The 26311-nt window shown below is 56.5% G+C and carries 29 protein-coding genes; 28 read left to right on the top strand and 1 reads right to left on the bottom strand.

What is annotated here, in order from left to right:
• Positions 1 to 125 precede the first annotated feature (125 nt).
• The 13 genes from METLA_RS0112800 to METLA_RS0112745 all read left to right on the top strand — a co-directional run bounded on the left by METLA_RS0112800 (position 126) and on the right by METLA_RS0112745 (position 13780).
• Positions 126 to 1718, top strand: a complete 1593-nt coding sequence (locus tag METLA_RS0112800) for a GMC family oxidoreductase (protein ID WP_024298921.1) — start codon at positions 126 to 128, stop codon at positions 1716 to 1718.
• A 152-nt stretch (positions 1719 to 1870) separates the two neighbouring features.
• On the top strand, positions 1871 to 3283 hold the full coding sequence (locus tag METLA_RS0112795; protein ID WP_024298920.1) for an aldehyde dehydrogenase family protein: 1413 nt from the start codon (positions 1871 to 1873) through the stop codon (positions 3281 to 3283).
• Positions 3284 to 3416: 133 nt separating this feature from the next.
• The gene (locus METLA_RS22055) at positions 3417 to 3617 is read left to right on the top strand and encodes an FmdB family zinc ribbon protein (protein ID WP_084480134.1); all 201 of its coding nucleotides are present in this window, start codon (positions 3417 to 3419) and stop codon (positions 3615 to 3617) included.
• A gap of 174 nt (positions 3618 to 3791) precedes the next feature.
• The gene (locus METLA_RS20915; protein WP_281171953.1) at positions 3792 to 4658 is read left to right on the top strand and encodes a uroporphyrinogen decarboxylase/cobalamine-independent methonine synthase family protein; all 867 of its coding nucleotides are present in this window, start codon (positions 3792 to 3794) and stop codon (positions 4656 to 4658) included.
• A 26-nt stretch (positions 4659 to 4684) separates the two neighbouring features.
• Complete coding sequence (locus METLA_RS23760) at positions 4685 to 4906, top strand: uroporphyrinogen decarboxylase/cobalamine-independent methonine synthase family protein (RefSeq protein ID WP_281171952.1); 222 nt, start codon at positions 4685 to 4687, stop codon at positions 4904 to 4906.
• A 12-nt stretch (positions 4907 to 4918) separates the two neighbouring features.
• Entirely contained in the window at positions 4919 to 5839 is a 921-nt protein-coding gene (locus METLA_RS0112780; RefSeq protein WP_036281720.1) for a CoA transferase subunit A, read from the top strand.
• Entirely contained in the window at positions 5832 to 6665 is an 834-nt protein-coding gene (locus tag METLA_RS0112775; RefSeq protein ID WP_029646646.1) for a CoA-transferase, read from the top strand. The genes METLA_RS0112780 and METLA_RS0112775 overlap by 8 nt, the downstream gene beginning before the upstream one ends.
• A 9-nt stretch (positions 6666 to 6674) precedes the next feature.
• A complete protein-coding gene (locus tag METLA_RS0112770) occupies positions 6675 to 7604 on the top strand; it encodes an XcbA family protein (RefSeq protein WP_024298917.1) in 930 nt (309 codons plus the stop codon).
• Positions 7605 to 7624: 20 nt separating this feature from the next.
• Positions 7625 to 8431: a phosphosulfolactate synthase gene (comA, locus tag METLA_RS0112765; protein ID WP_024298916.1), complete on the top strand. Its 807-nt coding sequence runs from the start codon at positions 7625 to 7627 to the stop codon at positions 8429 to 8431.
• Positions 8432 to 8460: 29 nt separating this feature from the next.
• Positions 8461 to 9975: a 2-phosphosulfolactate phosphatase XcbC gene (xcbC, locus tag METLA_RS0112760; RefSeq protein WP_024298915.1), complete on the top strand. Its 1515-nt coding sequence runs from the start codon at positions 8461 to 8463 to the stop codon at positions 9973 to 9975.
• Entirely contained in the window at positions 9972 to 11351 is a 1380-nt protein-coding gene (gene xcbD / locus METLA_RS0112755) for a 3-sulfopropionylcysteine synthase XcbD (RefSeq protein ID WP_024298914.1), read from the top strand. The genes xcbC and xcbD overlap by 4 nt, the downstream gene beginning before the upstream one ends.
• Positions 11351 to 12400 carry a coenzyme M biosynthesis enzyme XcbE gene (xcbE, locus tag METLA_RS0112750; protein WP_245598790.1) on the top strand — a complete coding sequence of 350 codons (1050 nt, stop codon included), beginning with the start codon at positions 11351 to 11353 and terminating at the stop codon, positions 12398 to 12400. Before xcbD ends, xcbE begins: the two co-directional genes overlap by 1 nt.
• An 18-nt stretch (positions 12401 to 12418) precedes the next feature.
• Positions 12419 to 13780 (top strand): FAD-dependent oxidoreductase, encoded by a 1362-nt coding sequence (locus tag METLA_RS0112745; protein WP_024298912.1) that lies wholly within the window; start codon positions 12419 to 12421, stop codon positions 13778 to 13780.
• A gap of 6 nt (positions 13781 to 13786) precedes the next feature.
• Here METLA_RS0112745 and pyrC read toward each other — a convergent pair whose 3' ends face one another.
• Positions 13787 to 14824, bottom strand: a complete 1038-nt coding sequence (pyrC, locus tag METLA_RS0112740) for a dihydroorotase (RefSeq protein WP_024298911.1) — start codon at positions 14822 to 14824, stop codon at positions 13787 to 13789.
• 104 nt (positions 14825 to 14928) lie between these two features.
• Here pyrC and METLA_RS0112735 point away from each other — a divergent pair, with 104 nt between their 5' ends.
• The 15 genes from METLA_RS0112735 to METLA_RS0112665 all read left to right on the top strand — a co-directional run bounded on the left by METLA_RS0112735 (position 14929) and on the right by METLA_RS0112665 (position 26292).
• Entirely contained in the window at positions 14929 to 15186 is a 258-nt protein-coding gene (locus METLA_RS0112735; protein WP_024298910.1) for an FmdB family zinc ribbon protein, read from the top strand.
• 73 nt (positions 15187 to 15259) lie between these two features.
• Positions 15260 to 17047 (top strand): aspartate--tRNA ligase, encoded by a 1788-nt coding sequence (aspS, locus tag METLA_RS0112730; protein WP_024298909.1) that lies wholly within the window; start codon positions 15260 to 15262, stop codon positions 17045 to 17047.
• A gap of 63 nt (positions 17048 to 17110) precedes the next feature.
• The gene (locus METLA_RS0112725; protein WP_024298908.1) at positions 17111 to 17317 is read left to right on the top strand and encodes a hypothetical protein; all 207 of its coding nucleotides are present in this window, start codon (positions 17111 to 17113) and stop codon (positions 17315 to 17317) included.
• A complete protein-coding gene (locus tag METLA_RS0112720; RefSeq protein WP_024298907.1) occupies positions 17314 to 17556 on the top strand; it encodes a type II toxin-antitoxin system HicA family toxin in 243 nt (80 codons plus the stop codon). Before METLA_RS0112725 ends, METLA_RS0112720 begins: the two co-directional genes overlap by 4 nt.
• A 66-nt stretch (positions 17557 to 17622) precedes the next feature.
• Positions 17623 to 18720, top strand: coding sequence for a quinolinate synthase NadA (gene nadA / locus METLA_RS0112715; protein ID WP_024298906.1), 1098 nt, complete (start codon positions 17623 to 17625; stop codon positions 18718 to 18720).
• 61 nt (positions 18721 to 18781) lie between these two features.
• Positions 18782 to 19321, top strand: a complete 540-nt coding sequence (locus METLA_RS0112710) for a hypothetical protein (RefSeq protein WP_024298905.1) — start codon at positions 18782 to 18784, stop codon at positions 19319 to 19321.
• A gap of 104 nt (positions 19322 to 19425) precedes the next feature.
• Positions 19426 to 19785 carry an ATP synthase subunit I gene (locus METLA_RS0112705; protein ID WP_024298904.1) on the top strand — a complete coding sequence of 120 codons (360 nt, stop codon included), beginning with the start codon at positions 19426 to 19428 and terminating at the stop codon, positions 19783 to 19785.
• A gap of 25 nt (positions 19786 to 19810) precedes the next feature.
• Entirely contained in the window at positions 19811 to 20587 is a 777-nt protein-coding gene (gene atpB / locus METLA_RS0112700; protein WP_024298903.1) for a F0F1 ATP synthase subunit A, read from the top strand.
• A 46-nt stretch (positions 20588 to 20633) separates the two neighbouring features.
• The gene (gene atpE, locus METLA_RS0112695) at positions 20634 to 20918 is read left to right on the top strand and encodes a F0F1 ATP synthase subunit C (RefSeq protein ID WP_005374759.1); all 285 of its coding nucleotides are present in this window, start codon (positions 20634 to 20636) and stop codon (positions 20916 to 20918) included.
• Positions 20919 to 20963: 45 nt separating this feature from the next.
• A complete protein-coding gene (locus METLA_RS0112690; protein ID WP_024298902.1) occupies positions 20964 to 21434 on the top strand; it encodes a F0F1 ATP synthase subunit B in 471 nt (156 codons plus the stop codon).
• A gap of 11 nt (positions 21435 to 21445) precedes the next feature.
• Positions 21446 to 21979: a F0F1 ATP synthase subunit delta gene (locus METLA_RS0112685; protein ID WP_024298901.1), complete on the top strand. Its 534-nt coding sequence runs from the start codon at positions 21446 to 21448 to the stop codon at positions 21977 to 21979.
• A gap of 12 nt (positions 21980 to 21991) precedes the next feature.
• Positions 21992 to 23533, top strand: a complete 1542-nt coding sequence (gene atpA / locus METLA_RS0112680; protein ID WP_024298900.1) for a F0F1 ATP synthase subunit alpha — start codon at positions 21992 to 21994, stop codon at positions 23531 to 23533.
• 12 nt (positions 23534 to 23545) lie between these two features.
• Positions 23546 to 24412, top strand: coding sequence for a F0F1 ATP synthase subunit gamma (atpG, locus tag METLA_RS0112675; protein ID WP_024298899.1), 867 nt, complete (start codon positions 23546 to 23548; stop codon positions 24410 to 24412).
• A 35-nt stretch (positions 24413 to 24447) separates the two neighbouring features.
• Positions 24448 to 25851: a F0F1 ATP synthase subunit beta gene (gene atpD / locus METLA_RS0112670; RefSeq protein ID WP_024298898.1), complete on the top strand. Its 1404-nt coding sequence runs from the start codon at positions 24448 to 24450 to the stop codon at positions 25849 to 25851.
• A gap of 18 nt (positions 25852 to 25869) precedes the next feature.
• Positions 25870 to 26292, top strand: coding sequence for a F0F1 ATP synthase subunit epsilon (locus METLA_RS0112665; protein ID WP_024298897.1), 423 nt, complete (start codon positions 25870 to 25872; stop codon positions 26290 to 26292).
• Positions 26293 to 26311 lie beyond the last annotated feature (19 nt).

Here is a 26311-nt window from a genome sequence, read left to right as displayed (position 1 = left end):
AGATTCAGGCGTTTTTTCGCGGTGATCCCGAGGACCCGTTGTCGAACGCCCTTTGGGATGTGGGCTTACGGACCTATGTTTGAAAAATGCATGGGCCGGCTAATCATTATGCGAGGTGATCGATTATGCCCAGACCGATCGTGGATTACATCATCATTGGCGCGGGCTCGGCCGGCTGTGTGCTTGCCGGTCGGCTGAGCGAAGATCCAGGCTGCCGTGTGCTGCTGCTCGAGGCTGGCGGCGAGGATGCGGCAGCGGCCATCCAAACGCCGGCGCGATTTGGCGAGTTGCAGGATAGTCTCTACGATTGGGGCGACAGGACTGAGCCGCAGTCCACCATGCACAACCGGCGTATTTTCTTGCCGCAAGGCAAGGCGCTCGGCGGCTCGAGTTCGATCAATTACATGATCTATATCCGTGGCAACCGCAACGATTATGATCATTGGGCCAGCCTCGGTAATACAGGCTGGAGCTATGACGATGTGTTGCCCTATTTCATCAAATCCGAAACGAACGCAACGTTTCGAGACCGTTTCCATGGCGCATCCGGCCCTCTGCGCGTCTCCAGCCATTCCCGCTTAAGCCCGATCACTGAGCGTTACCTCGCCGCCGCCGAGGAGGCCGGCATCGCATTCAATCCCGATTTCAACGGCGAACGCCAGGACGGTTGTGGTCCCTTGCAGCGCACGATAGCCCAGGGCGAGCGCTGTAGTACGGCGAAGGCCTATTTGCATCCGGCTCGTTCTCGTCCCAATCTGACCGTGATCAGTCATGCCCGTGCCACCCGGTTGCTGTTCAATGATCGGCGCGCAATCGGCGTGCAATATTTGCACAATGGCGTGATTGAGCAGGCCTATGCCAGAGCCGAAATCATTCTTGCCGCAGGCGCCCTGCGTTCGCCGCATCTATTGATGTTGTCAGGGGTGGGGCCGGCTGCGGAACTGGAAGCGTTGGGAATCGAGGTTCTGCATGATGCGCCGGAAGTCGGCAAAAATCTACAGGATCATATCCATGCCAGGGTGCGCTCTGAACTGAGTCAGCCGTTGACTTTCGCACCGCTGTCAGGCAGCGAGAAAGCCTTTGCACGACAACAATACGAGCGTGAAAAAACCGGGCCGCTGGCTTCGAATTTTCTCGAAGCGGGCTGTTTTGTCAAAAGCCGGCCGGATGTCGATACTCCCGATCTGCAATTGTCTCTGTTCGGCAACCTGACGCCCGAATATCCGGAAGCGGGTACGCCGACGCGGCATGGTATCGCGCTGACCGCCTATGTGAACAGGCCGCGCAGCAGGGGGCTGATTACCCTGGCTTCCGCCGATCCGCTGGACCGGCCGCGCATCGATCCTTGTTACTTCAGCGATCCCGATGATTTGCGTTGTTTGGTTGCGGGGGTGCGCTGGAATCTGAATATTCTCTATGCCAGCGCTTTCGCCGAGATTCGCGGCGCAGAATTGTCGCCGGGCATCGACATTCGCGACGATGACAGCTTGGCGGCCTTTGTTCGGCGGACCGCGTCAACCACATGGCATCCGACCAGTACGTGCCGGATGGGCGTGGATGCATCGGCGGTCGTCGATCCGTCCTTGCGCATGAATGGCATTGACGGTCTGCGTGTCGTTGAAGCGTCGGTGATGCCGGTCATCGTCAGCGGAAACACCAATGCGCCGGTGATCATGATCGCCGAGAAGGCGGCGGATCTGATCCGGAATTTTGCCTAGTCATCCTTCGCGAGCATCTTTTGTCCAAAAGTCGGCGCGGCGTTAATTTAAATTGTACAGAGTTATGCAGAGTGCTAAAGTGCGAACTTGACGAATAAGGGCTGCATGATCTTTTTCTCGTTCCTTAAAGGTCGAAGTCAGGAGGTGCATCGATGGCGACTACAACAGAGCGCGATCAGGATCAGATTGCCGGCTATATCGAGCGCGCGCGGAAAGCCCAGCAGCGGATTGAAGACTATTCGCAGGAACAGGTCGATGATCTGGTCAAGGCGGTTTGTTGGGCCGTCGTGCGCCAGGACCATGCGGAGCAACTGGCGAAACTGGCGGTCGATGAAGGCGGCTTCGGCAATTACAACGACAAGGTGACCAAGATTCGCAATCGCTGTATGGGAACCTTGGCGGACATTCTGCCGGTCAAAACGGTCGGCGTGGTCGAGGAAATTCCCGAAAAAGGCCTGGTCAAGATCGCCAAGCCAGTCGGCGTAGTTGCGGCGTTAATTCCGACGACCGGTCCTGACGCGACGCCGCCGTTGAAAGCCTTGCTGGCTTTGAAGGGGCGCAACGCGATCATCGTGGCCGCACATCCCCGAACGCAAAAAACCACCGAATTGAGCGTGCAACTGATGCGCGCCGCTTGCGAACAGGTCGGCGCGCCGGCCGATCTGGTGCAGGTGATCGAAAATCCCTCTCTCGCCAAAACCCAGCGCTTGATGCAACTGGCCGATCTGATCGTGGCGACCGGCGGCGCGGCGATGGTCAAATCGGCCTACAGTTCCGGAACGCCGGCCTATGGCGTCGGCGTCGGCAATGCCGTGCATGTCGTCGATGAAACCGCCGATCTCGACGATGCGGCCAACATGATTGCCGCCGCCAAGCGCCATGATCATGCGACCAGCTGCCTGGCCGATAATGCGGTTGTCGCGCAGGAATCGATATATCAGACGCTGCTCGGTAAGTTGCGGCAGGCCGGCGGCCATCTTTGTTCGGACGCGGAAAAAGCCAAGTTGCAGGCGTTGATGTGGCCGGACTCTGCGATACATCTTCCGAGTGTCGCGGTAATCGCCAAATCGGCGCGGCATATTGCGGGTCTTGCAGGTATTCAAGTACCTGACAAGTGTACCTTTCTGATCGTCGAAGAGCGCGGAGCGGGGCCGGATTTTCCATTTTCTGGCGAAAAGCTGTCGCCGGTGCTGGCGTTGTACCGTTACCGGGATGGCATCGAGAATGCGATTGCCGAGGTCAATGCGATCACCGCTTACCAGGGGCAGGGTCATACCTGCGGCATCCACACCGCAAATGATGCGCATGCCATGGCGCTGGCGATGCGGACCAAGACTGCCCGGGTCATGGTCAACCAAAATCTGAACGAAGGCGCGGGCAGTCCGCGCAACGGCTTGCCCTATACGCTGAGTTTGAGCAGCGGCACTTGGGGCGGCAACATCACGACCGAAAATGTGAATGCCCGACACATGATCAATCTGACCTGGATGTCGCGGCCGATTGCGCCGAGAACATTCGACGAGCAGGCGCTGTTTCAAAGTCATTGGCTCAAGTATTCACGCTAAATCAGCCGAACGACGTAATGACGATCGCCGAAGCGGCCGATTTATTGAAGGTCAGCAAGGCGGCGCTCGCCCTGCTTTTCGCCGTTACCGGCTGCCTTTTAAGCGCTTTTTATGCATTTATTCAGGAGGAGCCATGCCGATTTATCTCCTCAAGTGTCCCGATTGTGGACACGAGTTTCAAAGCCTGGTGTTGAATGGCGCCAAAATTCCCGAAGTCTGGGTGTGTTCCGAATGCGGAAGCCGCGCGGCCCAGCCGATAGGCGAGCGGCCAAGTGATTTTCATCCGCTCGAAAAACCCCACGGCAAGGGCTGTCCCTGCTGCGGTGGCAATTGAAGCTATGTTCGGTGTTAAGTCTGTATAGGTATTTATACGTTGTACATAAAAATATAACTGCGATAAGGTTGAAAGACGGTCTCTTGGCGTAACATTCGGATTTGGCATAGGGATTCTTAACTTTATTAACGCGGTAAGCGATCGAATGTCATTGTGAACATTGGGGAGCAAGCTATGAATACGAATAAAGTATTGATTCCAACCAGCATGGTGGGCAACTATCCGAATCCGAGATGGTGGGACGCAACGTTTGCGAGACATTTCAAGGGCGACCGGCAGCCGCCCGACGCACTGTTCCGGGAAGCACTCGAGGATGCGACCGCCGCGCTGGTGACCGATCAACTGAAGGCAGGCCTAGACATCATCGCGGACGGCAGGTTGCACGGCGACAATTATGCCGATCAGGCGCTGTATTACTACTTTGATCGGCTCGGTTACGATCTGTCAGGCAGCCATTTGGGCTTTCCGATCTACAGCCGCCTGCATTCGGCGACCGTGACCCAGGAAATCAAACGCCGTGGCCAGATCATGGTCGAGCAGGCCCGCGCGTTGAAGCGGGCGACCGACAAGCCGGTCAAGGTGCAATATACCGGCGTGCAAGTGCTGGCGCAGTGTACGAACGATCTGCATTACTCGAACAGCCGTGATCGCGCGATGGATATTGCGAAGGCGATCAACGAAGATATTCTGGAAGTCGATGCACTGGGCGTCGATTATATTCAACTCGACGAATTCACTTGGCCTTATTTCTATGAAGACTGGGCGATCGAAGCATTCAATCGCGCGGTGGCCGGCGTCAAACATGCGAAAATCGTCTGCCATATCTGTTGGGGCAACTGGGGTAGGACGCCAGCCTATTACCCGGATGAAACGGCATCGGCGGGCGAGGTTTTCGACTTGACCCAGCGCGCGCAAAACGCCAAAAAACCGAATCCGACCGCGTCGGTCGTGCCGAAATCCTACCAGGCCAACATCGACGTCTTCAATATCGAGGGCATCGGCCGTCTGCCGTTCGAGAATTCAGGCCTGGGCCTCCCCTGAAGGAACATCCGATTCCGAAAAACGTGATGTTCTGGGCCGGCGTGATTGACGTCAAAAGCACCGTCTGCGAAACGGCCGAGCAGGTCGCCGCGAAGATTCGGCAGTTGCTGACCGTGGTGCCGGCTGAGCAATTGGGCGTCACGACCGATTGCGGTCTGATCCTGCTGCAGCGCTACATCTGTCAGGACAAACTGCTCGCGCTGGTCGAAGGCGCGAAGATCGTCCGTAAGGAACTCGGAGTGGCTTAACCGGAGCTGCCCATGTTCACGCAGGCCGACAAGCGTTGTACGTTGTCCGAACTCGTCGCTCAGGTGAAAGACGGCGATGTGCTTGCGGTCGGTGGCGGCCTGTCCTGGCGCGAGCCGATGGCTGCCTTGCGCGAGTTGATCCGGCAGGGGCGCAGAGGACTTACGGTGGTCGGCTCCGCCCATGGCATCGATATCGACCTGTTGTGCGGCGCCGGCGTCGTGGCAGCGAGCGGCGAATCCTATGTCGGTTTCGAGCAGGATTTCGGCATGGCGCCGAATTTCCGGCGCGCCTGTGAATCCGGCGAAGTCCAGGTTAGGGACAATTGCTGTTATACCTTGGTGCAGCAATTGCGTGCCGCGATCTCGGGGCTGCCGTTCATGCCGATCCGCTCGGTGCAGGGTACGAGCTTTGAGGCGCTGCATCCCGAATTCAAAACGATGACCTGCCCTTATACCGGCGACAAGATCGTGCTGGTGCCGCCATTGCAGCCCGATGTGGTGGTCCTGCATGCGCATTTCGCGGATCGTCACGGCAATTTGCGCATCGAAGGACCTCCGGTCGCCGATATCCTGTTCGCGAAAGCCTCCCGCAAAGTGATCGTAACGGTCGAGGAAATTATCGCGCATGAAGAACTCGCAGAAATAGGCGTCACCATCCCTTATTTTTACGTGACCGCGGTCTGTGAGGTTCGCTATGGCGCGCACCCGACCTCATGCTATCCGAACTATGCCTATGACCGGCAGCATACGCAGTATTACTACGATCAAGCCCGACAAGGCGCCGAGGTTTTTCGGGAAAACTATCTGAAACCGTTCGTTAGTCAATGTCCCGATCATCAGGTTTATCTAGAGGCGATAGGCGGCCGTGAGCGCTTGCACCGACTGGCAACATGGCGCGAGAGCGCCGAGCAGTGGATGAGCCTCTATGACTGAGCCAATCCGCACCTGCACGCTCGGCGAATTGATGATTTATCAGATCGCATTGACGATCGAAGACGGCATCCTCGCGTTTCACGGTTTCGGCTCGCCCCAGGTACAACTCGCGCTGCACCTGGCCAAGCGCAGCCATGCGCCGAATCTGGTGTTGGTGGCGGGCGCGACTTATGCGGTGAATCCGAGCCCCCTGTTTTTGACGCCGACCTCGAACGATTTCGCGATGAGTGTTGGCGCCGAATGCGACTTGGATATCGAGGAGCTATTCGATCTGGCGGCAAGCGGCAGGATGGGGCGGATGTTTTTGTCTGGCCTGCAAATCGACCGTTGGGTCAATATGAACGTGACCCGGCTCGGCGATGCCGGCCATTTGAAGCTAAAGCTGCCGGGCGGAGGCGGCGGCTGCAATCTTTCCGCCGATGCGGAGCATATCACGATCTGGACCGCGGCGCACCGTGCGCCCCCAGATCAACAAGGACGTCGTCGCTTCCGGCTGGTCGAGCGCTGCGATTTCGTGACCAGTGTTGGGCATCGCACAACTGACGGCAGTCCGCGTCGGGGTAAAGGTCCTGACTGCATCGTGACCGATCTCGGCGTTTTCGATTTCGATGAAACGGGCCATGCGCGCCTGCAAGCGATTTATCCCGATACCTCGGCGGCCCTTGTCGCCGAGAATACCGGATTTGATTTTCCGGTTGCCGATGATCTGGCGATTACGCCAATGCCCGAGCCGGACATGATTGAGCTGATCCGCCGTCTGGACCCGATGCAGATTCACCGGCGGGAACTCAGTCATGATGACCAGACCCGCGAATTCGAATTGTAGGTGGGATGGATGGCAAACGAGAACGGCGGCATTCTTGAAATCGGACAATTAAAGCAGCGGGAAAACTTCGTGCCGTTGCCGTTGCCCTACCGCTGCGTCAGTTTTCAGCCGTATCACGGTGCGATGACGGCGGAAGTCATCCAGGATTACCTGTTAAGCCGGGAGGTTTATCGGCGGACCAATATCGTGATATTGCATGGCCCTGATCGACAGTATGCGGTTGCGGCAGTGCAGCGCGCTGGATCGGATAGCCTGTTTTCGCGGGTCGAGAAGGTTGAAGTTCTCGGTCTGCCCCACGACTGTATTTTGATCGAAGCCCCCAATACCGATCCCGCCAACCGTTCGGCGTTGGCTCAGGCCGCCGTGAAGCATGGCGTGAGTCCGGATCAAACCGCGATCGTGATCGGCATGTTTGATCATATCAATATCATTCATCATCCGAATCCGCTACGCCTGCGCGTCGTCGAGGTGGTTCCACCCAATCCGCCCAAATTATTGCACATGGCGGAACACGTCTTGAGCTATGCGGACCTGCCGCCGATATTATTGGAACCGGTCATCATCGATTTGCGCGATCTGGCCGCTACCGTAACCCCGGAAGCGTATCTGGTACCCTGCCGTTCGGGCGGATTGAACGACCTTGGCGCGCCGGTGTATTTTTTGGACGAGCGGCCGAAAGAGCGCGAAAACTGGACCTTGCTCGGCTGTGAGCGCAGCCTGCAATTTCACCGGCATTACTACGGCGACGAGCCGCCGCGCGTCGAGATGTGCCCGCGCATGCTGACAACGCCAGATCGATGCCCTACGCTACTGAAATGTTGTTTGCTCGAATACGATATTGAACAGGAAGGCAATCGAGTGATCGTTCCCTGGGGTGCCGATCTGCCGATGATCGAAAGAGCCTTGCATCGATTAACAAGAGATTTGGCCTATGTCTGAGCTGGCCTGGGAACATATCATTGCCGGCGTGCGCGAAGCCGCGCAAAACCGGTTGTACGATGGTAATGGATGTCGGCAAGGGGCTCTTCGAAACGCAGAGCATTTTGGAGATGTCGGAAGCGTATATCGATCATTGGAAGTTCGCGTTCGGCACCTCGGTTTTCGTCGAGAAAACCCGATTGCAGGAAAAATTACGCCTGTTGGCCGAGCACAATATCCTGACTTTTCCGGGCGGGACCCTGCTTGAAGTTGCGATGCTGAAGATGCATTGCCGGGTCTACATGACGCATGCGAAGGAACTCGGTTTTCAGGCGGTCGAAATTTCGGACGGCACCCTGCCGATTCCGCGCTTCAGACGGCGGCGCATCATCGAGTGCGCGTTGAATACGGGTCTGATCCCTATCACCGAAGTCGGCAAAAAAGATCCGAAACGGCAGCCGACCGTCGATCAACTCGCGGACGAGATATTGCAGGACCTGGAGTGGGGGGCGGCCTGGGTGATTCTCGAAGGCAGGGAGTGCGGCCAGGGCGTCGGCGTTTTTGATGACGCGGGCAATGTCGAGGGTTTCGAGGTCGAAAGGCTCGTCGAATTGCTCGGTTCCAGAATCGACGCGTTGATCTGGGAGGCGCCGCTGAAGGCGCAGCAGGTCTATTTCATCGAAAAATTCGGCGTGAATGTCGGCCTCGGCAATATCAGTCCGGATCAGATACTTGCGGTCGAGGCGCTGCGCAACGGCCTGCGCTTCGATACGTTGAATCGGGTTTCCGAAAAGCTGTTGCGCACCGGCTTCTGGGATCCGAATGCGGTAGAGCAAGACAAACCGTAGTTATCCATCTTGTTAAAGTTGAGATCAGCATGACAGCCCTGCATCCGGCGGAATCACTCCAGCAACACGTGCTCGAAATCGGCGCCCGCTTGAAGAGCCCACCTTCCGATTTATTGGTTAATTCGGTGTTTGCCTCGGAACTCGCTCATCAACAGCATCTGTTTGATGCGCTGGGTATGACCGATATCGCACAGACCCTGGTTGCTCTCGAATTACAGCCGATTCCGGAAGCCGAGGGGCGTGCATTGCTGGCGGCATTGCTGGAACTGCAACAGAAACCGGACGATTTTGTGCTTAGCCCCGAGTGCGGCGACCTCTATACCAACCGCGAGGCCTGGCTGACCGAACGCACCGGCGCGGTCGGCTGGCTCGGTGCAGGACGCGCCCGCCGCGAAGCGATCACGACCGCGTTTGTGATCGTGATGCGCAAGGCCTTGCTGGACTTTGAACTCGCTCTGGCCGGGCTGGGTTCTATGATGGTCGAACAGGCAGCCATCCACCGGCTTTCGATCATGCCGGACTATACCTATCTGCAAGCGGCGCAGCCGACTACGCTCGGACATTATCTGCTGAGCTTTGCCTATCCCTTGATCCGGGACCTGGAACGGCTTGATCTGCTGTTCAAGCAACTGAACTGTAGTCCGATCGGCTGTGGCAGCACCAACGGTTCGCAGATCCCGCAAGGCCGGCAGCAAGCGGCGCAACTCCTCGGTTTTGCCGGCGTGATCGAGCATGCCCGCGACGCGATGTGGCAGGCCGATGTGTGCATCAACTGCGTCTCGATACTCAATACCGGCAGCATCACGTTGAGCCGCCTGGCCGAAGACCTGCAGATTTTCAGCACGCAGGAGTTCGGATTGATCGAACTTGACGACCGCCATGCGCGCGCGAGCAAAATCATGCCGCAGAAAAAAAACCCATTCGCGTTGACGCATGTCAGGGCCTTCGCGAACAAGATGATCGGTCTTAGTGCGACCGTGACCGCAAGTTCCAGAACGCCGAGCGGTCAGCCGGATAACCGCTTGTTGATATATGGCGAACTGCCCGAAGCGGTGCGGCAGGCGACTGAGGTGAGCGAACTGATGGCCGAGGTGCTCGAACATTTGAGGTTCAAAGCCGACAGAGGCAGGCAACTTATCGAGTCCGGTTGGACGCTCGCGACCGATCTTGCCGAAACGCTGGTGCTCGAATGCGGTCTCGATTTTCGTGCGGCGCATCAACTGGTTGGATTCCTCGCCGGCGAGTTTCAGCAATACAGTGTCAGCGTACTGTCTCCCGAAATCATTATCGCCGCCTGCGAGCAGCGACTGGGACGGCGCATTGAATTGTCTCGCGCGCAACTCGAAAAAGCGCTCGATCTCTTGCATGCGATTGAATCCCGACAGGAGGCCGGCGGCACTTCAATGTCCAGCATGGAGGCCATGCTGAATGCCTGTTCGGCGCAGTTCACCCGTTATCGGGAGCAAGCCCTGATTCTTCGCACCTACCTTGAAGACAAGGAAGAGGAACTGCTGAGGCTCGCTGAGGCGTTGGCGACAAGATGATCGATTCGGTACATATCAGCGATTCAACGATTTACGGCTCGGCCTGGAGCACGCCGCCGATGCGTGCGTTATTCGCCGAACAGAATAAAATCAAGGGCTGGCTCGAAATCATGTCGGCATTGGCGGCCGTGCAGGCTGATTACGGTCTGATTCCGGCCGAAGCCGCCAGGGAGATTGAAGCAGGTCATGAGCATATCGAGATCGACGAGGCTTTCCTGCGTGAGGCCGGCGAAGGTTTCGCGAAGACGAATCACTCGCTGCTCGGCATCATCAACGCATTGAAGGCGCGGCTCGGGTCCTTAGGCGGCGAATGGATCTGCTATGGCGTGACCGTGCAGGATATCACCGATACCCAGACGATGCGGACCTTGATACAGGTCCGGCAACTTTTTATCAAGGAGATCGGCGAGATCGAGCATTGTTTGCTCGCTCTCGCCGACCGGCATCGCGATACGCCTATGTGCGGCAGAACGCATGGGCAGCCGGGTCTTCCGATTACCTTCGGTTTCAAGGCCGCCTGCTGGCTGGACGAAATGGACCGTCACCGCCGCCGCCTGATCGAGCTCGGCCCGAGGCTCTGCGTCGGCCAATTGGCCGGCGGCGTCGGCAGCCTGTCGTCATTAGGACCGGCAGCGCTGGCGTTGCAGCAAGCGTTTCTGCAACGCCTCGGCTTGCAGTCCCCCACGATCTCCTGGACCAGCAGCCGCGACCGTCTTGCCGAATGGCTGAATACGCTGGCGCTGATCACCGCGACCGGCGATCGCATCGGTCAGGAAATCGTGCAGTTGCAGCGGCCCGAAATCGGCGAACTCAGCGAAGGTTTTACCGAGGGCGCGGTCGGCAGCATCACGATGCCGCAAAAACGCAACCCGGAAATTTCGGAACATCTCGGCACACTCTCCAGAGTCGTTCGGCACCATGCCGCGCATATGGCCGAAAATCTGGTGCACAGTCATGAGCGCGACGGCCGCGCCTGGAAGGGCGAGTGGACGATCGTTCCGGACGCCACGCTGGCGGCCGGCAAGGCGCTGGACTTGTTGAAGACTCTCTTGAATGAACTCGAGGTGCACGAGCAGCGCATGCTGGCGAATATCGGCGCCAGTCGAGGCCTTATTTACAGCGAACAGGTGATGCTGGCGTTGGCGAAAAAGATCGGCAAGCAAAGCGCGCACCGAGCGGTTTACGAAATCGCCATGCGCGCTTATGAACAAGGGCTGCATCTGCAGCAGGCATTGCATAATGACCAGGCCATTGCTGGACTGCTGACAGGCGCCGAGATCGATGCGCTGTTCGATCTCGGCGCCTGTACCGGACATTGTGCGGAGATGGTCGAGCGGGTGGTCAATTCAATCCGTTTGCCGGGGCCGTCATCATGATGCTTCCAATGACTGCCGCAGGGCGTCTCGATGTGGCCTGCGACATCGAAAAGAAAATCCCGCGCCAGAGACTGGCGGTCTATCCTACGCCTTTGCAGTCCTTCAACCGCTTATCCGCGATGCAGCCCGGTCCGAAACTTTGGGTCAAGCGCGACGATTTGATCGGCTTTGGGTTGGGCGGCAATAAAATTAGAGGCCTGGAAGTGATGCTGGCCGATGCCCTACAGGTTGAAGCCGATACCTTGATCACCGGCGCCGGCGTGCAGTCCAATCACGTGCGTGCGACCGCCTTCGTGGCAGCATTCGCAGGGCTCGACTGCATCGCTGTTTATTGGGGTAAGCCGCCGCTGAACATCGACGGCAATTATCGCGTCACCACGATGCTGGATGCGCAGGTTCATTTCACGCAGAACGATGACAGAGCAAGCGTGGATGCCGCGATCGAAACCCTCGCGGACCAAATGCGCAGAAGCGGCAAATGCCCTTATCCGATTCCCCGCGGAGGCGCCTGTATGATGGGCGTTTTGGGTCACGTATTGGCCGTGTGCGAGGCGTACCGCCAATGCCTGGAACTCGCAATCAGTCCGGATGCGATCGTGATCGCGGTCGGCTCCGGCGGTACCTATGCGGGTTGGCTGCTCGGAACGAAGTTGCTGAATCTAAATTGGCGAATCATCGGCTACAGCGTCAGCCGCGATCCAGCGGAGGCCAGCGTGCAGATCGCTCGTCTGGCCAATCAAGCGGCGCTATGGTTGGGCTCTGAATTTGGCTTCTCGGCCAAGGATGCGCCGGTGCAGGGCGGCTTCATCGGGCCGGGCTATGGCATTCCGAGCCCCGAAGGCGCGAACGCGATCAAGCTCGTGGCCCGCTCCGAGGGCCTTTTGCTCGATCCGGTTTATACCGGCAAGGCAATGGCCGGCTATCTGGAAGGGTTGACCGCCGGCTTGTTTGATGAATGCGGAAACGTGATTTTTTTGCACAGCGGCGGCGAGCCGGCATTTTTTGCCGGGCAGGGCGAATGGCTGGGCATTCATCCACGGGTCATTTAATCAGAAAAGGGGAATGACATGCGCATCGTTATCATAGGCGGCGTGGCGGCCGGGGCCAAGGCGGCGGCCAAAGCCAAGCGGGTGAACGCCGATCTGGAAATCATCGTTTTTCAGGACGAGGCCGAAGTGGCCTATTCGGCTTGCGGGCTTCCGTATGTGATTGGCGGTACGATTACGGATCAAAATAAACTGGTGATCAGGAAGCCGGAAGAATTCGCCAAAGACGGCATTCAGGTTCACACCGGCCGCCGTGTCGTCGCTTTGGATGCGGCAAAGCGGCGGATGACGGTGCGCAATCTACAGGATCAAAGCGAAGAAAGCGTCGCTTACGACCGCCTGATTGTGGCCACCGGCGCGTTGCCGATCGTGCCTCAGGTGGCGGGCATCGATCTCGACGGCGTGCTGACACTCAGAAAAATCGGCGATCTGGCCCGGTTCACATCGGTTTTCGATACGCTGCGGCCGCAAAAGGCGGTGATCGTCGGAGCGGGCTATATCGGCATGGAGCTCGCCGAAGCCTTTCATCAACTGAATATCAAGACAACTATCGTCGAGACATTCCCGCGCGTTCTCCCGAAGTTTGATCCCGAGATGGCGCAACTGGTGCATGATCAGTTGGTCGAACAGGATATCGAATTGATCCTCGGCGATGGTCTCAGCAAATTGCAGGATGAAAACGGCCGGGTCATCGCGGTTGTGACCGAATCCGGCAAAGTCATTCCGACCGACCTGGTCGTGATCGCGATCGGCGTGCGTCCGAATACCGAACTTGCGAGGGCCGCCGGCATTACGCTCGGCAAGACCGGTGCGATTGCTGTCGATGCGCGGATGGAAACAAACATTCCGGGAATCTATGCGGCCGGTGACTGCGCCGAGACCACCGACCGGGTAACAGGTCAGCCGGCCTGGGTGCCGCTTGGCGATATCGCCAATTTGCAGGGACGGGTCGCGGGCGAAAACGCGGCCGGCGGCAATGCGCATTTTCCGGGCGTGTTCGGCACCGCGATTTTCAAGGCCTTCAATCTGAATGTCGCAATGACCGGCTTGTCCGAGCAGGCGGCGCGCGCGCAAGGTTTTGATCCGGTCTCGGTGTTGCTCAGGCGCGGCGATCGGGCCCGTTATTATCCGGGCGGCCGGGAGCTGAATCTGAAATTGATTGCCGATCGCCGGGATGGCCGCCTGCTCGGCGCTCAGGTGATCGGTCCGGGCAAGGCGGATAAGATGATCGATATTGCGGCGACCGCCTTGCTCGGCAAATTAACCTGTCAGGATTTGGAGAATGCCGATCTGGCTTACTCGCCGCCGTTCAGTCCGGTGTTGTCGCCGATGATCATGGCGGCCGGCGCCTTGAGCAGCCGGCTTTCGGGCGTCGCGGATTGAATAGGGCTACGCTGCCTCCATTTTCCAGGACAATGTTTCTCCCGCCCTCAAAGGCGTTATCGCGATCTCAGCGTCTGCGTAAGACGCCGGCACCTGCCAATCCCTTTTTTCGAGCGTGATCGTGCCCCGGTTTCTCGGCAGCCGGTAAAAATCGGCGCCGTAAAAACTCGCAAAACCTTCCAGTTTGTCCAGCGCATCGGCTTTTTCGAATGCCTCCGCATAAAGTTCGAGCGCCACCGGCGCGCTGAAGCAGCCGGCGCAGCCGCAGGCGTTTTCTTTCAATGCGGTCAGATGCGGCGCGCTGTCGGTGCCGAGGAAAAATTTAGGATTGCCGCTGGTCGCGGCCTGCACCAGCGCCTGGCGGTGATGCTCGCGCTTCAGCACCGGCAGGCAGTAATGGTGCGGGCGGATGCCGCCGGCCAGAATCGCATTGCGGTTATACAATAAGTGTTGCGGCGTGATCGTCGCGGCGATGTTCGGGCCTTGGGCCTTCACGAAATCGACCGCCTCGCGCGTAGTGACATGCTCGACGACGATGCGCAGCGCCGGGAAACGCTCGACGATACGGCTCAACTGGGTTTCGAGAAAAACGCGCTCCCGATCGAAGATGTCGCAGTGCTCGTCGGTCACCTCGCCGTGGATCAACAGCGGAATGCCTTGTTTTTCCATTTCTTCAAGCAAGGGGTAAGCGGCCTCGATGTTCGCGACGCCCGAGTCGGAGTTGGTCGTGGCGCCGGCAGGATAGAGCTTGAACGCATGCACGTGCTCGGATTCGGCGGCTTTCCGGATCTCTTCCGTTTGCGTCGAGCCGGTCAGATACAAGGTCATCAAGGAGGTAAAATCGAGCCCTTCCGGGATCGCCAGCAAGATTTCCTGGCGGTAGGTCAAGGCCTGCTCGACGGTCGTGACCGGCGGTTTCAGGTTCGGCATGATGATCGCGCGGGCGAATTGCCGGGCGGTATGCGGCAGCACCGCTTTCAGCATCGCGCCGTTGCGGACATGCAAATGCCAGTCATCGGGGCGGGTGATGGTTAATTTCTTCATTTGAAAGGCCGTTTTCTGTAGAATAACTTGATATTCTATCGTAGCTGCTTGAAAAAAACGCAAGCATCCCTATCTCGATTATTATTTTCTTACCGGAGTCATCCATGCCAATCTATGAGTATAAATGTCAATCCTGCGGGCATGAGCACGAAGCCTTACAAAAACTCAGCGACCAGCCGCTGGTGCATTGCCCGGCGTGCAGCAAGCCTGATCTGATCAAAAAAATATCGGCGGCCGGTTTCCGTTTGAAAGGCGGCGGCTGGTACGAAACCGATTTCAAGAGCGGCGCGAAGAAAAATGTTGCCGGTGAAAGTTCGGAGCCGTCCAAGCCGCACAGTTGCAGCGGCAGTTGCAGCCATTAGGCCGCGACTTGAATTAACCACGCCAAGCAGTTAATATCGATCATTTTTTCGGATTTACAGGAATAACACCACCATGCGGACGCACAAGTGCGGGGAATTAACGAAACAACATACCGGGCAAACCGTTGAATTGTGCGGTTGGGTGCATCGCCGCCGTGACCACGGCGGGGTCATTTTTATCGATTTGAGGGACCGTACCGGTCTGGTACAGGTGGTCTTCGATCCGGATGTGCGTGAGGCGTTCTCTCTGGCCGAGCATGTGCGTAGCGAATATGTGCTGAAAGTGGCCGGCACCGTGCGCGGACGCCCCGAAGGCACGATCAATCCGAACATGGGCACCGGCGAAGTCGAAGTGCTGGTCAGTGAGCTGATCGTGCTGAACGAGTCCGAAACGCCGCCGTTCCCGGTCGAAAGCGAGATCGAAGTCAACGAGGAGCTGCGCCTGCGCTACCGCTATATCGACCTGCGCCGTTTTGCGATGCAGGAAAAGATGAAGGTGCGCCGCGACGTCTCCAGGGTTCTGCGCAATTTCCTGGACGATCACGAGTTCTTCGAGATCGAAACCCCGTACCTGACCAAGGCGACCCCGGAAGGCGCGCGCGACTATATCGTGCCGAGCCGGACGCATGAGAATGCGTTTTTCGCGCTGCCGCAATCGCCGCAGTTGTACAAACAGATTCTGATGATCGCGGGCATGGACCGCTATTACCAGATCGTGCGCTGCTTCCGCGACGAAGACTTGCGCGCGGACCGCCAACCCGAATTCACCCAGCTCGATATCGAGACCTCGTTCATGGACGAGAACGAGATCATGCAGATCATGGAAGAAATGATCCGTCAGCTATTCCAGAAAGTGATCGGCGTGAATCTCGGCGCGCATTTCCCGCGCATGACCTATCAGGAAGCGATTTCGAAATACGGAATCGACCGGCCCGACCTGCGTATTCCTTTGGAACTGGTCGATATCGCCGACGATATGAAAGCCGTCGATTTCAAGGTGTTCTCGGCGCCGGCCAACGATCCCGATGGCCGCGTCGTTGCGATGCGCCTGCCGAAAGGCGGCGACTTGAGCCGCAAGGACATCGAGGATCTGACCAAGTTTGTCAGCATTTATGGCGCGAAGGGCCTGGCTTATATTAAGGTGAACGACCTTTCTGCGGGCATTGACGGCCTGCAATCGCCGATCGTGAAGTTTGCCCCGGCCGAAGTCTGGGACAGCGTGCTCGCGAAAACCGGCGCGCAAAACGGCGACCTGATTTTCTTCGGCGCCGACAAGGCAACGATCGTGAACGAAGCGATGGGGGCGCTCCGCGTCAAACTCGGCCACGACCTGGGCCTCTTGGAAGGCGAATGGAAACCGGTCTGGGTCGTCGACTTTCCGATGTTTGCATGGGACGAAAAAAGCCGCCGCTATGCCGCAATCCATCACCCGTTCACCGCGCCAAGCTGCTCGATCGAAGAATTGCAGGCGAATCCCGGCACGGCCTTGTCGCGCGCCTACGACCTGGTGCTGAACGGCACCGAAGTCGGCGGCGGTTCGATCCGTATCAACCGGCCGGCGATGCAGCAGACCGTGTTCGAAATTCTCGGCATCAAGGAAGACGAAGCCCGCGAAAAATTCGGCTTCCTGCTCGATGCCTTGAAATACGGCGCGCCGCCGCACGGCGGTCTGGCGTTCGGCCTGGATCGTCTGGTCATGTTGATGACCGGTTCGACCTCGATCCGTGACGTGATCGCGTTCCCGAAAACCCAGTCGGCGGCCTGTCCTCTGGTCAGCGCGCCGGCCGTCGTCGCGGAGGAACAATTGCGCGAACTGGGCATCAAATTGATCAAGCCGGCGGGTAAAGAAAAAGCTTCATAAATAAAAGCTCGTAAGGTGGATAAGCGCTAGCGCTTATCCACCTTACAACGAAGGGGTACTCGGTTGAACGAAATTATTTTCTTAGTCGAAGAGGCGCCGGAGGGTGGTTTTACCGCGCACGCACGGGATGTTTCGCTATTCACCGATGCCGATGATTTATGCGATCTGCATCAAAAGGTGCGCGATGCGGTGAGCTGTCATTTTGATCCGGCCGATAAGCCGAAAATGATTCGTTTGCATTTTGTACGCGAAGAAATCATCTCCGCATGAAATTACCTTGTAATATAACGGGATTGGAGCTTTCCCGGCGGTTGGTCCTAGTGGGTTATCAAATCAGTCGCCAAAGCGGCAGTCACATTAGCCTGACGACGCACCAACAGGGCGAGCATCATCTTACCGTGCCGCAGCATAATCCGCTAAAAGTCAAAACGTTGTCCGCCGTATTGAATGATGTCGCCAAACACTTTTCGCTCAATCAGGATGAGCTTATTAAGTTTTTGTTTGACTGAGTCAAAAATGAACTGTTTCGCTTGCAATCCACATTAAGTGGTTTGTGCTGTTTTCCAGGATAAATAATGTTAACTACTGCTTTTCCGATAGAAGATTACGCTTTGCTGAGTGATGCCGAATGCGATGCGCGCATCGTTGCGGCCAAAGCCAAGCTCGGCAAGCGCTGCGTGATTCTGGGGCATCATTATCAGCGCGATGAAGTGTTCAAGCATGCCGATTTTACCGGCGACTCGCTGAAGCTGTCGCGCAACGCGGCCGAATCCGACGCCGAATATATCGTGTTTTGCGGCGTGCATTTCATGGCCGAGGTCGCCGACATATTGTCTCGTCCCGAGCAGATTTCGATCTTGCCCGATCTTGCGGCCGGCTGTTCGATGGCGGACATGGCCAATCTGATCAAGGTGCAGAAATGCTGGCAGGAACTGACCGAGGTGATCGACGTCGAGAACGAAGTCACGCCGGTCACCTACATCAATTCCGCGGCCGACCTGAAGGCGTTTTGCGGCGAGCATGAAGGCATCGTCTGCACCTCATCGAACGCGCAGAAAATTCTCGAATGGAGTTTTGCGCGGCGCAGCAAGGTGCTGTTCTTCCCGGATCAGCATCTGGGCCGCAATACCGGCTACCGGATGGGCATCCCGCTCGAACAGATGGTCGCCTGGGATTTCAATAAACCGCGCGGAGGCCTGACCATTGATCAGATCAAAAACGCCGAGATCATCCTCTGGAACGGCTATTGTTCGGTGCATCAGGCGTTCAAGCCGGAGCAGATCGACCAGTTCCTGGAACGCTATCCCGAAACGAAGGTCATTGCGCATCCCGAGGCCTCATTCGAGGTCTGCCAGAAATCCGAATACATCGGCTCGACCGAATACATCCTGAAAACGGTGCGCGAAGCCGAGCCGAATACGCGCTGGCTGGTCGCGACCGAGCTGAATCTGGTCAACCGGCTGAATGAGGAATGCAAGGCGCAGGGCAAGCATGTGCACTTCATGTCGCCGATGCTGTGCATGTGCTCGACGATGTTCCGGACCGATCCGCAGCATTTGGCCTGGGTGATGGAAAATCTGGCCGCGGGTCATGTGATCAACCGGATCACGGTGCCGGCGAAAGAGGCGGCGCTGGCGAAAAAGGCGCTGGATAATATGCTGGCGGTGGCATAAGCTGTTTTAATCATCGGAAAAAATCACGGCCGGTTTTCATGAATCCCAGAGGTATTAACGTATGCGCGTGAATTCATCATCATTCAAGTGGGGGTTGCTGGCGGCGTCTCTTTCGATCTTAGTGTTTGCGGCCGGCTGCGGAAAAGAGGCTCCGAAAAGCGCATTTCCCCAGCAGTCGGTCAAAAAATACGCGCAGGCGACGATGCTGGAAGGCTTGGTCTTCGACGATAAAGGGCCAGTCAAATCCGGCACGGTCAAGGTCAGCGACGAACAAGGCGGGGTGATCGCCGAAACCGCCTTGCAAGGCAGCGAGCATTACCGCGTGCAAGTAGCCGCAGGGACCGTGCTGCCGGTTGTGCTGACTTATTATCCGGTGGCAGCCGGCGAGCAGATGATCACCGCGGTGATCCATCCGGCCGTGACCCAATACGACATCAATCCATTATCAACCGCGATCGCGAAAAAAGCCAAGGCGCTCGGCGGCTATACGCATGGAAATCTTCTCGTCGCGGGGCAAGGCATGGGTAGCGTGCCCGACGACAACAAAATGACCGCGGGTTTTCGCGGCGATCCGACCAAGCAATATGGCGGCTGGCATTGAGTTCCTGCGAATAATCAGTGCATGCTGCGAGCGTTGTGCATTGCGCCTTGATTTAAAACGTTTCGGCCGTTATAATTCCACAGCTAAATTGATAGGAGCGTTGTGTGGCAGATAGAAAATTGTCTACTGTCAGCAAGATAGTGCTTTATCAAGCTCTGATAATTATAATGATGACGGCCGGATTCGCCGTCGCAAGCGGAAAAATGGCGGCTTTGTCTGCGGCTCTGGGCGGGGCGGCGGCATTTTTTCCGAACCTGTTTTTTGCTTACAGAATTAAAAAGGCGACCGGGCAGGAAGCGCGCAAGATCGTCGTTTCATTTTACAGCGGCGAAGCGGGCAAGCTGTTGTTAACGGCGGCTTTTTTCGTCCTGATTTTTCAAATCCCTAATTTAGATTTATTACCGTTGCTTGTCGGTTATCTGACGGCATTGTCGGTTTTTTGGTTTGCGCTATTGATGCGCTGATATTTTTTTTGACGAGAGAGGAACGATGGCAACCGAAGCGCACGCGGCTGAAGGGGCAACCGGCTATATCATCCACCATTTGACTCCGTTGAGTGCAGGCGAAGGATTCTGGACCTTGCACCTGGATACCCTGTTTTTTTCAGCCCTGCTCGGCGCATTGTTCATCTGGTTTTTCAAGTCGGCCGCGGAAAAAGCGACCGTCGGCGTGCCGGGTCCGATGCAGAACTTTGTCGAAATGTTGATCGAATTTGTCGACCAACAGGTGAAGGACAGTTTTCACGGCAAGAGCCCCCTGATCGCGCCGTTGGCGTTGACGATTTTCTGCTGGGTGTTCATGTTCAACTTCATGGACTTGTTCCCGGTTGACATACTGCCGCTGATCGGTGGTGCAATGGGCATTCCGTATCTCAGAGTCGTGCCGAGCACCGACCTGAATGCGACCTTTGCGATGTCGATTTCGGTGTTCTTGCTGATCATTTTCTACAGCATCAAGGTCAAGGGCGTCTGGGGTTTCGCGAAGGAACTGATGTTTCAGCCTTTCGGTCCGTGGCTGTTGCCGTTCAACTTGCTGCTGAAGCTGGTTGAGGAAATCGCCAAGCCGATCTCGCTGGCACTGCGGTTATTCGGTAACCTGTATGCGGGCGAATTGATCTTCATCCTGATCGCGCTGCTGCCTAGCTACGTGCAGCCGCTCTTGAGTCTGCCGTGGGCGATTTTCCATATTTTGATCATCACTCTGCAAGCGTTCATTTTCATGGTATTGACGATCGTCTACCTGAGCATGGCGCACGAAGATCATTAGTCTTTACTTTTAACTGTTCTTATAACTTTTTACCTTTGGAGGTATCATGGAAATTGCAAAATTGATTGCTGATGTACAGGGTATGACTGCGATTGCGGTTGGTCTGGTATTGGGCATGGGCGCACTCGGAACCGCGATCGGTTTCGGTCTGTTGGGCGGTAAATTCCTGGAAGGCGCGGCGCGTCAACCGGAAATGGTTCCTATGCTGCAAGTCAAAATGTTCGTTGTTGCGGGTCTGTTGGACGCAGTAACCATGATCGGCGTCGGTTTGGCTTTGTTCTTCACTTTCGCAAACCCGTTCCTGTCAGCCGTACAAGCTGCTGCGGGCTAAGTTGAGCCTTACCCATTTTATAAAAAACGACAAGAGGAACGCATCGTGAGTATCAATGCTACTCTGATTGGACAAATGATCACCTTTGCACTTCTGGTAGGATTTACCATGAAGTACATTTGGCCGCCTTTGTTTAATTCGCTGGAAGAGCGCAAGAAGAAAATTTCCGAAGGGCTGGCTGCGGCCGATAAAAGCCAGGAAGACTTGAAGCTGGCCGAAAAGAAAGCCAAAAATATCATCAAGGAAGCGAAGGATCAGTCTTCGGAAATCGTGACGCTGGCGCAGAAACGCGCGAACGAGATCGTCGAAGAGTCCAAAGATAACGCCGGTAAGGAAGCCGAGCGCCGCATTCAAGCAGCCAAGGCGCAAATCGAACAGGAGATCGAACAAACCAAGGAAGCCCTGCGTAAAGAAGTGGCAGCTTTGGCGGTCAGTGCGGCGGAACAGATTCTCGGTGCGGAAATCGATAAAACCAAGCATCAGGACATCATCGGCAAAGTCTCCGATAAACTATAAGGTTAAGCATAATGAGCGAATTGGCAACATTGGCGAGACCTTATGCCGCGGCTGTGTTTAAGCGTGCCAAAGAGACGGGTTCGTCCGGAAAATGGTCAAAGACACTGGCGTTTCTGACGTCTATTTTGAGCGAGCAAAGCCTTGCGGTGTTCGTGAATAATCCCAAGGTCAGCAACGAAAGTTTGTCGAACCTGCTGCGGGAGATTTCCGAAGGTCAAATCGACAGCGAAGGCGCCAACTTTCTGAAGCTGCTCGTGCAAAACCGGCGGCTGAATCTGGTTCCTCATATCGCGAAGATTTTCGAAGCCTACAAGGCAGAGGATGAAGGCTACCTCGATGTTGACGTCTATGCCGCTTATGAGTTCAGTAAAGAAGGCCGGAAGGAATTCTCCGCTAAATTAGAAAAGCGGCTGGGCAAGAAAGTCAATATGAACGTGACGGTCGACAAATCATTGATCGGCGGCGTTCTGGTGCGCGCGGGCGACAAGGTGATCGACGGGTCGGTTAAAGGTCAACTCCAACACATGCAAAAAGCGCTACAGTGAGAGTGATAAAAAATGCAATTAAATCCATCTGAAATTAGTGATCTAATTAAAAAGAAGATCGAAGGCTTCGATCTCGGCGCTGAAGCGCATACCGAAGGCACCGTAGTCAGCGTGACCGACGGCATCGTCAGAATTCACGGCTTGTCCGAAGCGATGCAGGGCGAAATGCTCGAATTCCCGGGCAATACCTACGGCATGGCGCTGAACCTCGAGCGTGACTCGGTCGGTGCGGTGGTGTTGGGTTCCTATCAGCATATTTCCGAAGGCGACACCGTCAAATGCACCGGCAAGATTTTGGAAGTGCCGGTCGGCGAAGCGTTGCTGGGCCGCGTCGTGGATGCGCTCGGTAAACCGATCGACGGCAAGGGCGCAATCGAAACGACTGAAACTTCTCCGATCGAAAAAATCGCGCCGGGCGTTATTGCGCGTCAATCGGTCAGCCAGCCTGTGCAATTGGGCTTGAAATCGATCGATGCGATGATTCCTGTCGGCCGCGGCCAGCGCGAATTGATCATCGGCGACCGCCAAACCGGCAAGACCGCGATTGCGGTTGATGCGATCATCAACCAAAAAGGCACCGGCATCAAATGTATTTATGTCGCGATCGGCCAAAAACGTTCGTCGATTGCGAACGTGGTGCGCAAGCTCGAAGAACACGGCGCGATGGATCATACCATCATCGTGGCCGCATCCGCCTCCGAATCGGCCGCATTGCAATTCATTGCGCCCTATACCGGCTGCGCGATGGGCGAATTCTTCAGAGACCGCGGCGAAGACGCGCTGATCATTTATGACGACTTGACCAAACAAGCCTGGGCCTACCGCCAAGTTTCGCTGCTGCTCCGCCGTCCACCGGGACGTGAAGCATATCCGGGCGACGTATTCTATCTGCACTCGCGCCTGCTCGAAAGAGCCTCGCGCATCAACGCGGACGAAGTCGAAAAATTGACCGGCGGCAAAGTCAAAGGCAAGACCGGTTCATTGACCGCATTGCCGATCATCGAAACCCAAGGCGGCGACGTCTCCGCGTTCGTTCCGACCAACGTGATTTCGATCACCGACGGCCAGATCTTCCTGGAAAGCAACCTGTTCAACTCCGGTATCCGTCCTGCGGTCAACGCGGGTCTGTCGGTATCCCGGGTCGGCGGCGCCGCGCAAACCAAGATCATCAAGAAGCTTGGTGGCGGTATCCGTCTCGACTTGGCGCAATACCGCGAGTTGGCGGCATTCGCACAGTTCGCATCGGACCTTGACGAAAGCACTCGTAAGCAGATCGAACGCGGCCAACGCGTGACCGAACTGATGAAGCAAAACCAGTATTCACCGATGTCGGTCGCACAAATGGCGGTTTCGTTGTTTGCGGCAAACCAGGGCTTCCTGGATGCGGTCGAAGTGAACAAGGTATTGGCTTTCGAATCCGCGCTGCAGTTGTACATGAAAACCGAACAAGCCGCGCTGATGGACAAAATCAATGCAACCGGCGACTGGAACGGCGAAATTGAACAAGGCTTGCAGACTGCGATCGAAACTTTCGTCAAAACGCATAGCTGGTAAAGGGCGCATCCAATGGCAGTCGGCAAAGAAATACGCACCAAGATCGCGAGTATCAAAAATACTCAAAAGATCACCCGCGCGATGGAAATGGTCGCCGCGAGTAAAATGCGTAAGACCAAAGACAGAATGCAGGCGACTCGGCCTTATTCGCAACGGATTGGCCGGATCATCAAGCATCTGGCGCATGCGAATCCCGAGTACAAGCATTCGTATTTGCTCAAGCGCGACGTCAAGCGGATCGGCGTGATCGTGATCAGTTCGGACCGCGGCCTCTGCGGCGGTCTGAATTCGAATCTGTTCAGAAGAACGCTGACCCAGTTGACCGAATGGGACAAGGCGGGCATCCAAGTCGATGTCTGCACGATCGGCGCCAAGGCGACCGGATTTTTCAGCAACCTGAAAAAGGTCCAACTGGTCGGCCAGATTTCGAAACTGGGCGATACGCCGCATCTGAATGACATCATCGGCATCATCAAGATCATGCTCGATGCCTACGATGAAGGCAAGATCGATGAACTGCACGTGATCAGCAATGAATTCGTGAACACGATGACGCAACGTCCGACCATTGAAAAGTTGTTGCCGGTCGTCGCCGATGAGATCGAAGAAAAACTGACCGGTCATTGGGATTACATCTACGAACCGGATGCGAAGGACGTGCTGGATCACTTGCTGAGCCGGTATATCGAATCGAAGGTTTATCAGGGGCTGGTCGAAAACAATGCCTGCGAGCAGGCAGCCAGAATGGTCGCAATGAAAAGCGCGTCGGACAATGCCGGGAACTTGATCGGCGAGTTGCAGTTGATCTACAACAAAGCCAGACAAGCCGCCATTACCCAGGAAATTTCAGAAATCGTTGGCGGCGCTGCTGCTGTTTAAGCCCAAAAAAGCGAGACAAATAAGAGGAAAACTCAATGAGTTCGGGTAAAATCGTACAAATTATCGGCGCGGTCGTCGACGTGGAATTTTCACGCGAAGAACTGCCCAAAGTTTATGATGCATTGAATGTGCAAGGCGCCGATCTGGTGCTGGAAGTACAGCAGCAATTGGGCGACGGCGTGGCCAGAACGATTGCGATGGGCAGCACCGACGGCTTGAGCCGCGGTATGGCCGTCACTAATACCAAAGCGCCGATTTCGGTGCCGGTCGGTTTGGAGACTCTGGGCCGGATCATGAACGTGCTCGGTCAACCGATCGACGAAAGAGGTCCGATCGGCGAAAAGACATCCTGGGGCATTCACCGCGAAGCGCCAAGCTATGCAGAACAAGCTGCCGGAAACGAATTGCTGGAAACCGGCATCAAGGTCATCGACCTGATCTGCCCGTTCTCGAAAGGCGGTAAGGTCGGCTTGTTCGGCGGCGCCGGCGTCGGCAAGACCGTCAACATGATGGAGTTGATCAACAACATTGCGACCGCGCATTCCGGCTTGTCGGTATTTGCAGGCGTGGGCGAGCGGACTCGTGAAGGTAACGATTTCTACCACGAAATGCAGGAAGCCGGCGTCATCAATGCGGAAGACCTGACACAATCCAAAGTTGCGATGGTTTACGGTCAAATGAACGAGCCGCCCGGAAACCGTCTGCGCGTCGCGTTGACCGGTTTGACGATGGCGGAATATTTCCGTGACGAAGGCCGTGACGTCTTGTTCTTCGTCGACAACATCTACCGTTACACCCTGGCGGGTACCGAAGTCTCGGCGTTGCTCGGCCGGATGCCGTCCGCGGTAGGTTATCAGCCGACCCTGGCGGAAGAAATGGGCGTGTTGCAGGAACGGATCACTTCGACCAAGACTGGTTCGATTACCTCGATCCAGGCCGTTTACGTGCCCGCGGACGACTTGACCGACCCGTCTCCGGCTACGACTTTCGCGCATTTGGACGCGACGGTCGTATTGTCTCGTCAAATCGCCGAACTGGGTATCTACCCTGCGATCGATCCGCTCGATTCGACCAGCCGTCAGCTGGACCCATTGGTGATCGGTCAGGAACACTACACTGTGGCGCGTAAGGTGCAAAGCATCCTGCAACGCTACAAGGAACTGCGCGACATCATCGCGATTCTGGGTATGGACGAATTGTCGGAAGAAGACAAGCTGACCGTGGCCCGGGCGCGTAAGATTCAGCGTTTCCTGTCACAGCCGTTCTTCGTCGCGGAAGTATTCACCGGTTCCCCAGGCAAGTACGTTTCGTTGAAAGACACGATCGCCGGCTTCAAGGGCATCATCGACGGCGAATACGACTCGATTCCTGAACAGGCGTTCTACATGGTCGGCACGATCGACGAAGCGCTCGAAAAAGCGAAAAGCCTGAAAGGTTAATTTTTTACAGGAAATATCATGGTCATGACCGTACATGTAGATATCGTCAGCGCCGAAAAAGAAATCTTCTCCGGCTCGGCGGAAATGGTGTTCGCACCGGCCGAAATGGGCGAGGTCGGCATCTCGCCGCAGCACGCGCCGATGATCACCAGGCTGAACCCCGGCGAGGTCAGAGTCAAGATCAGCGACAAGGAAAGCCTCCCGTACTATATTTCGGGCGGAATCCTGGAAGTGCAGCCGCATCTGGTTACGGTCCTGGCCGATACCGCGATCCGCGCGAAGGATATCGACGAAGCGGCGGCCTTGCAGGCCAAAGCCAGAGCCGAGGAAGCACTGGCCGACAAGTCCGGCAAGATCGACTATGCGACCGCGCAGGCGCAGCTCGCGCAGGCGATCATGCAGCTTCGCACTCTGGACAGACTCAGAAAGCGCGGCGGCTAGGCTAAGCGCGTAATCTGCG

This window comes from Methylomicrobium lacus LW14, assembly GCF_000527095.1.
In the GTDB taxonomy this organism is placed as follows: Bacteria; Pseudomonadota; Gammaproteobacteria; order Methylococcales; family Methylomonadaceae; genus Methylomicrobium; species Methylomicrobium lacus.
This window is presented reverse-complemented; position numbering and strand designations above follow the sequence as displayed.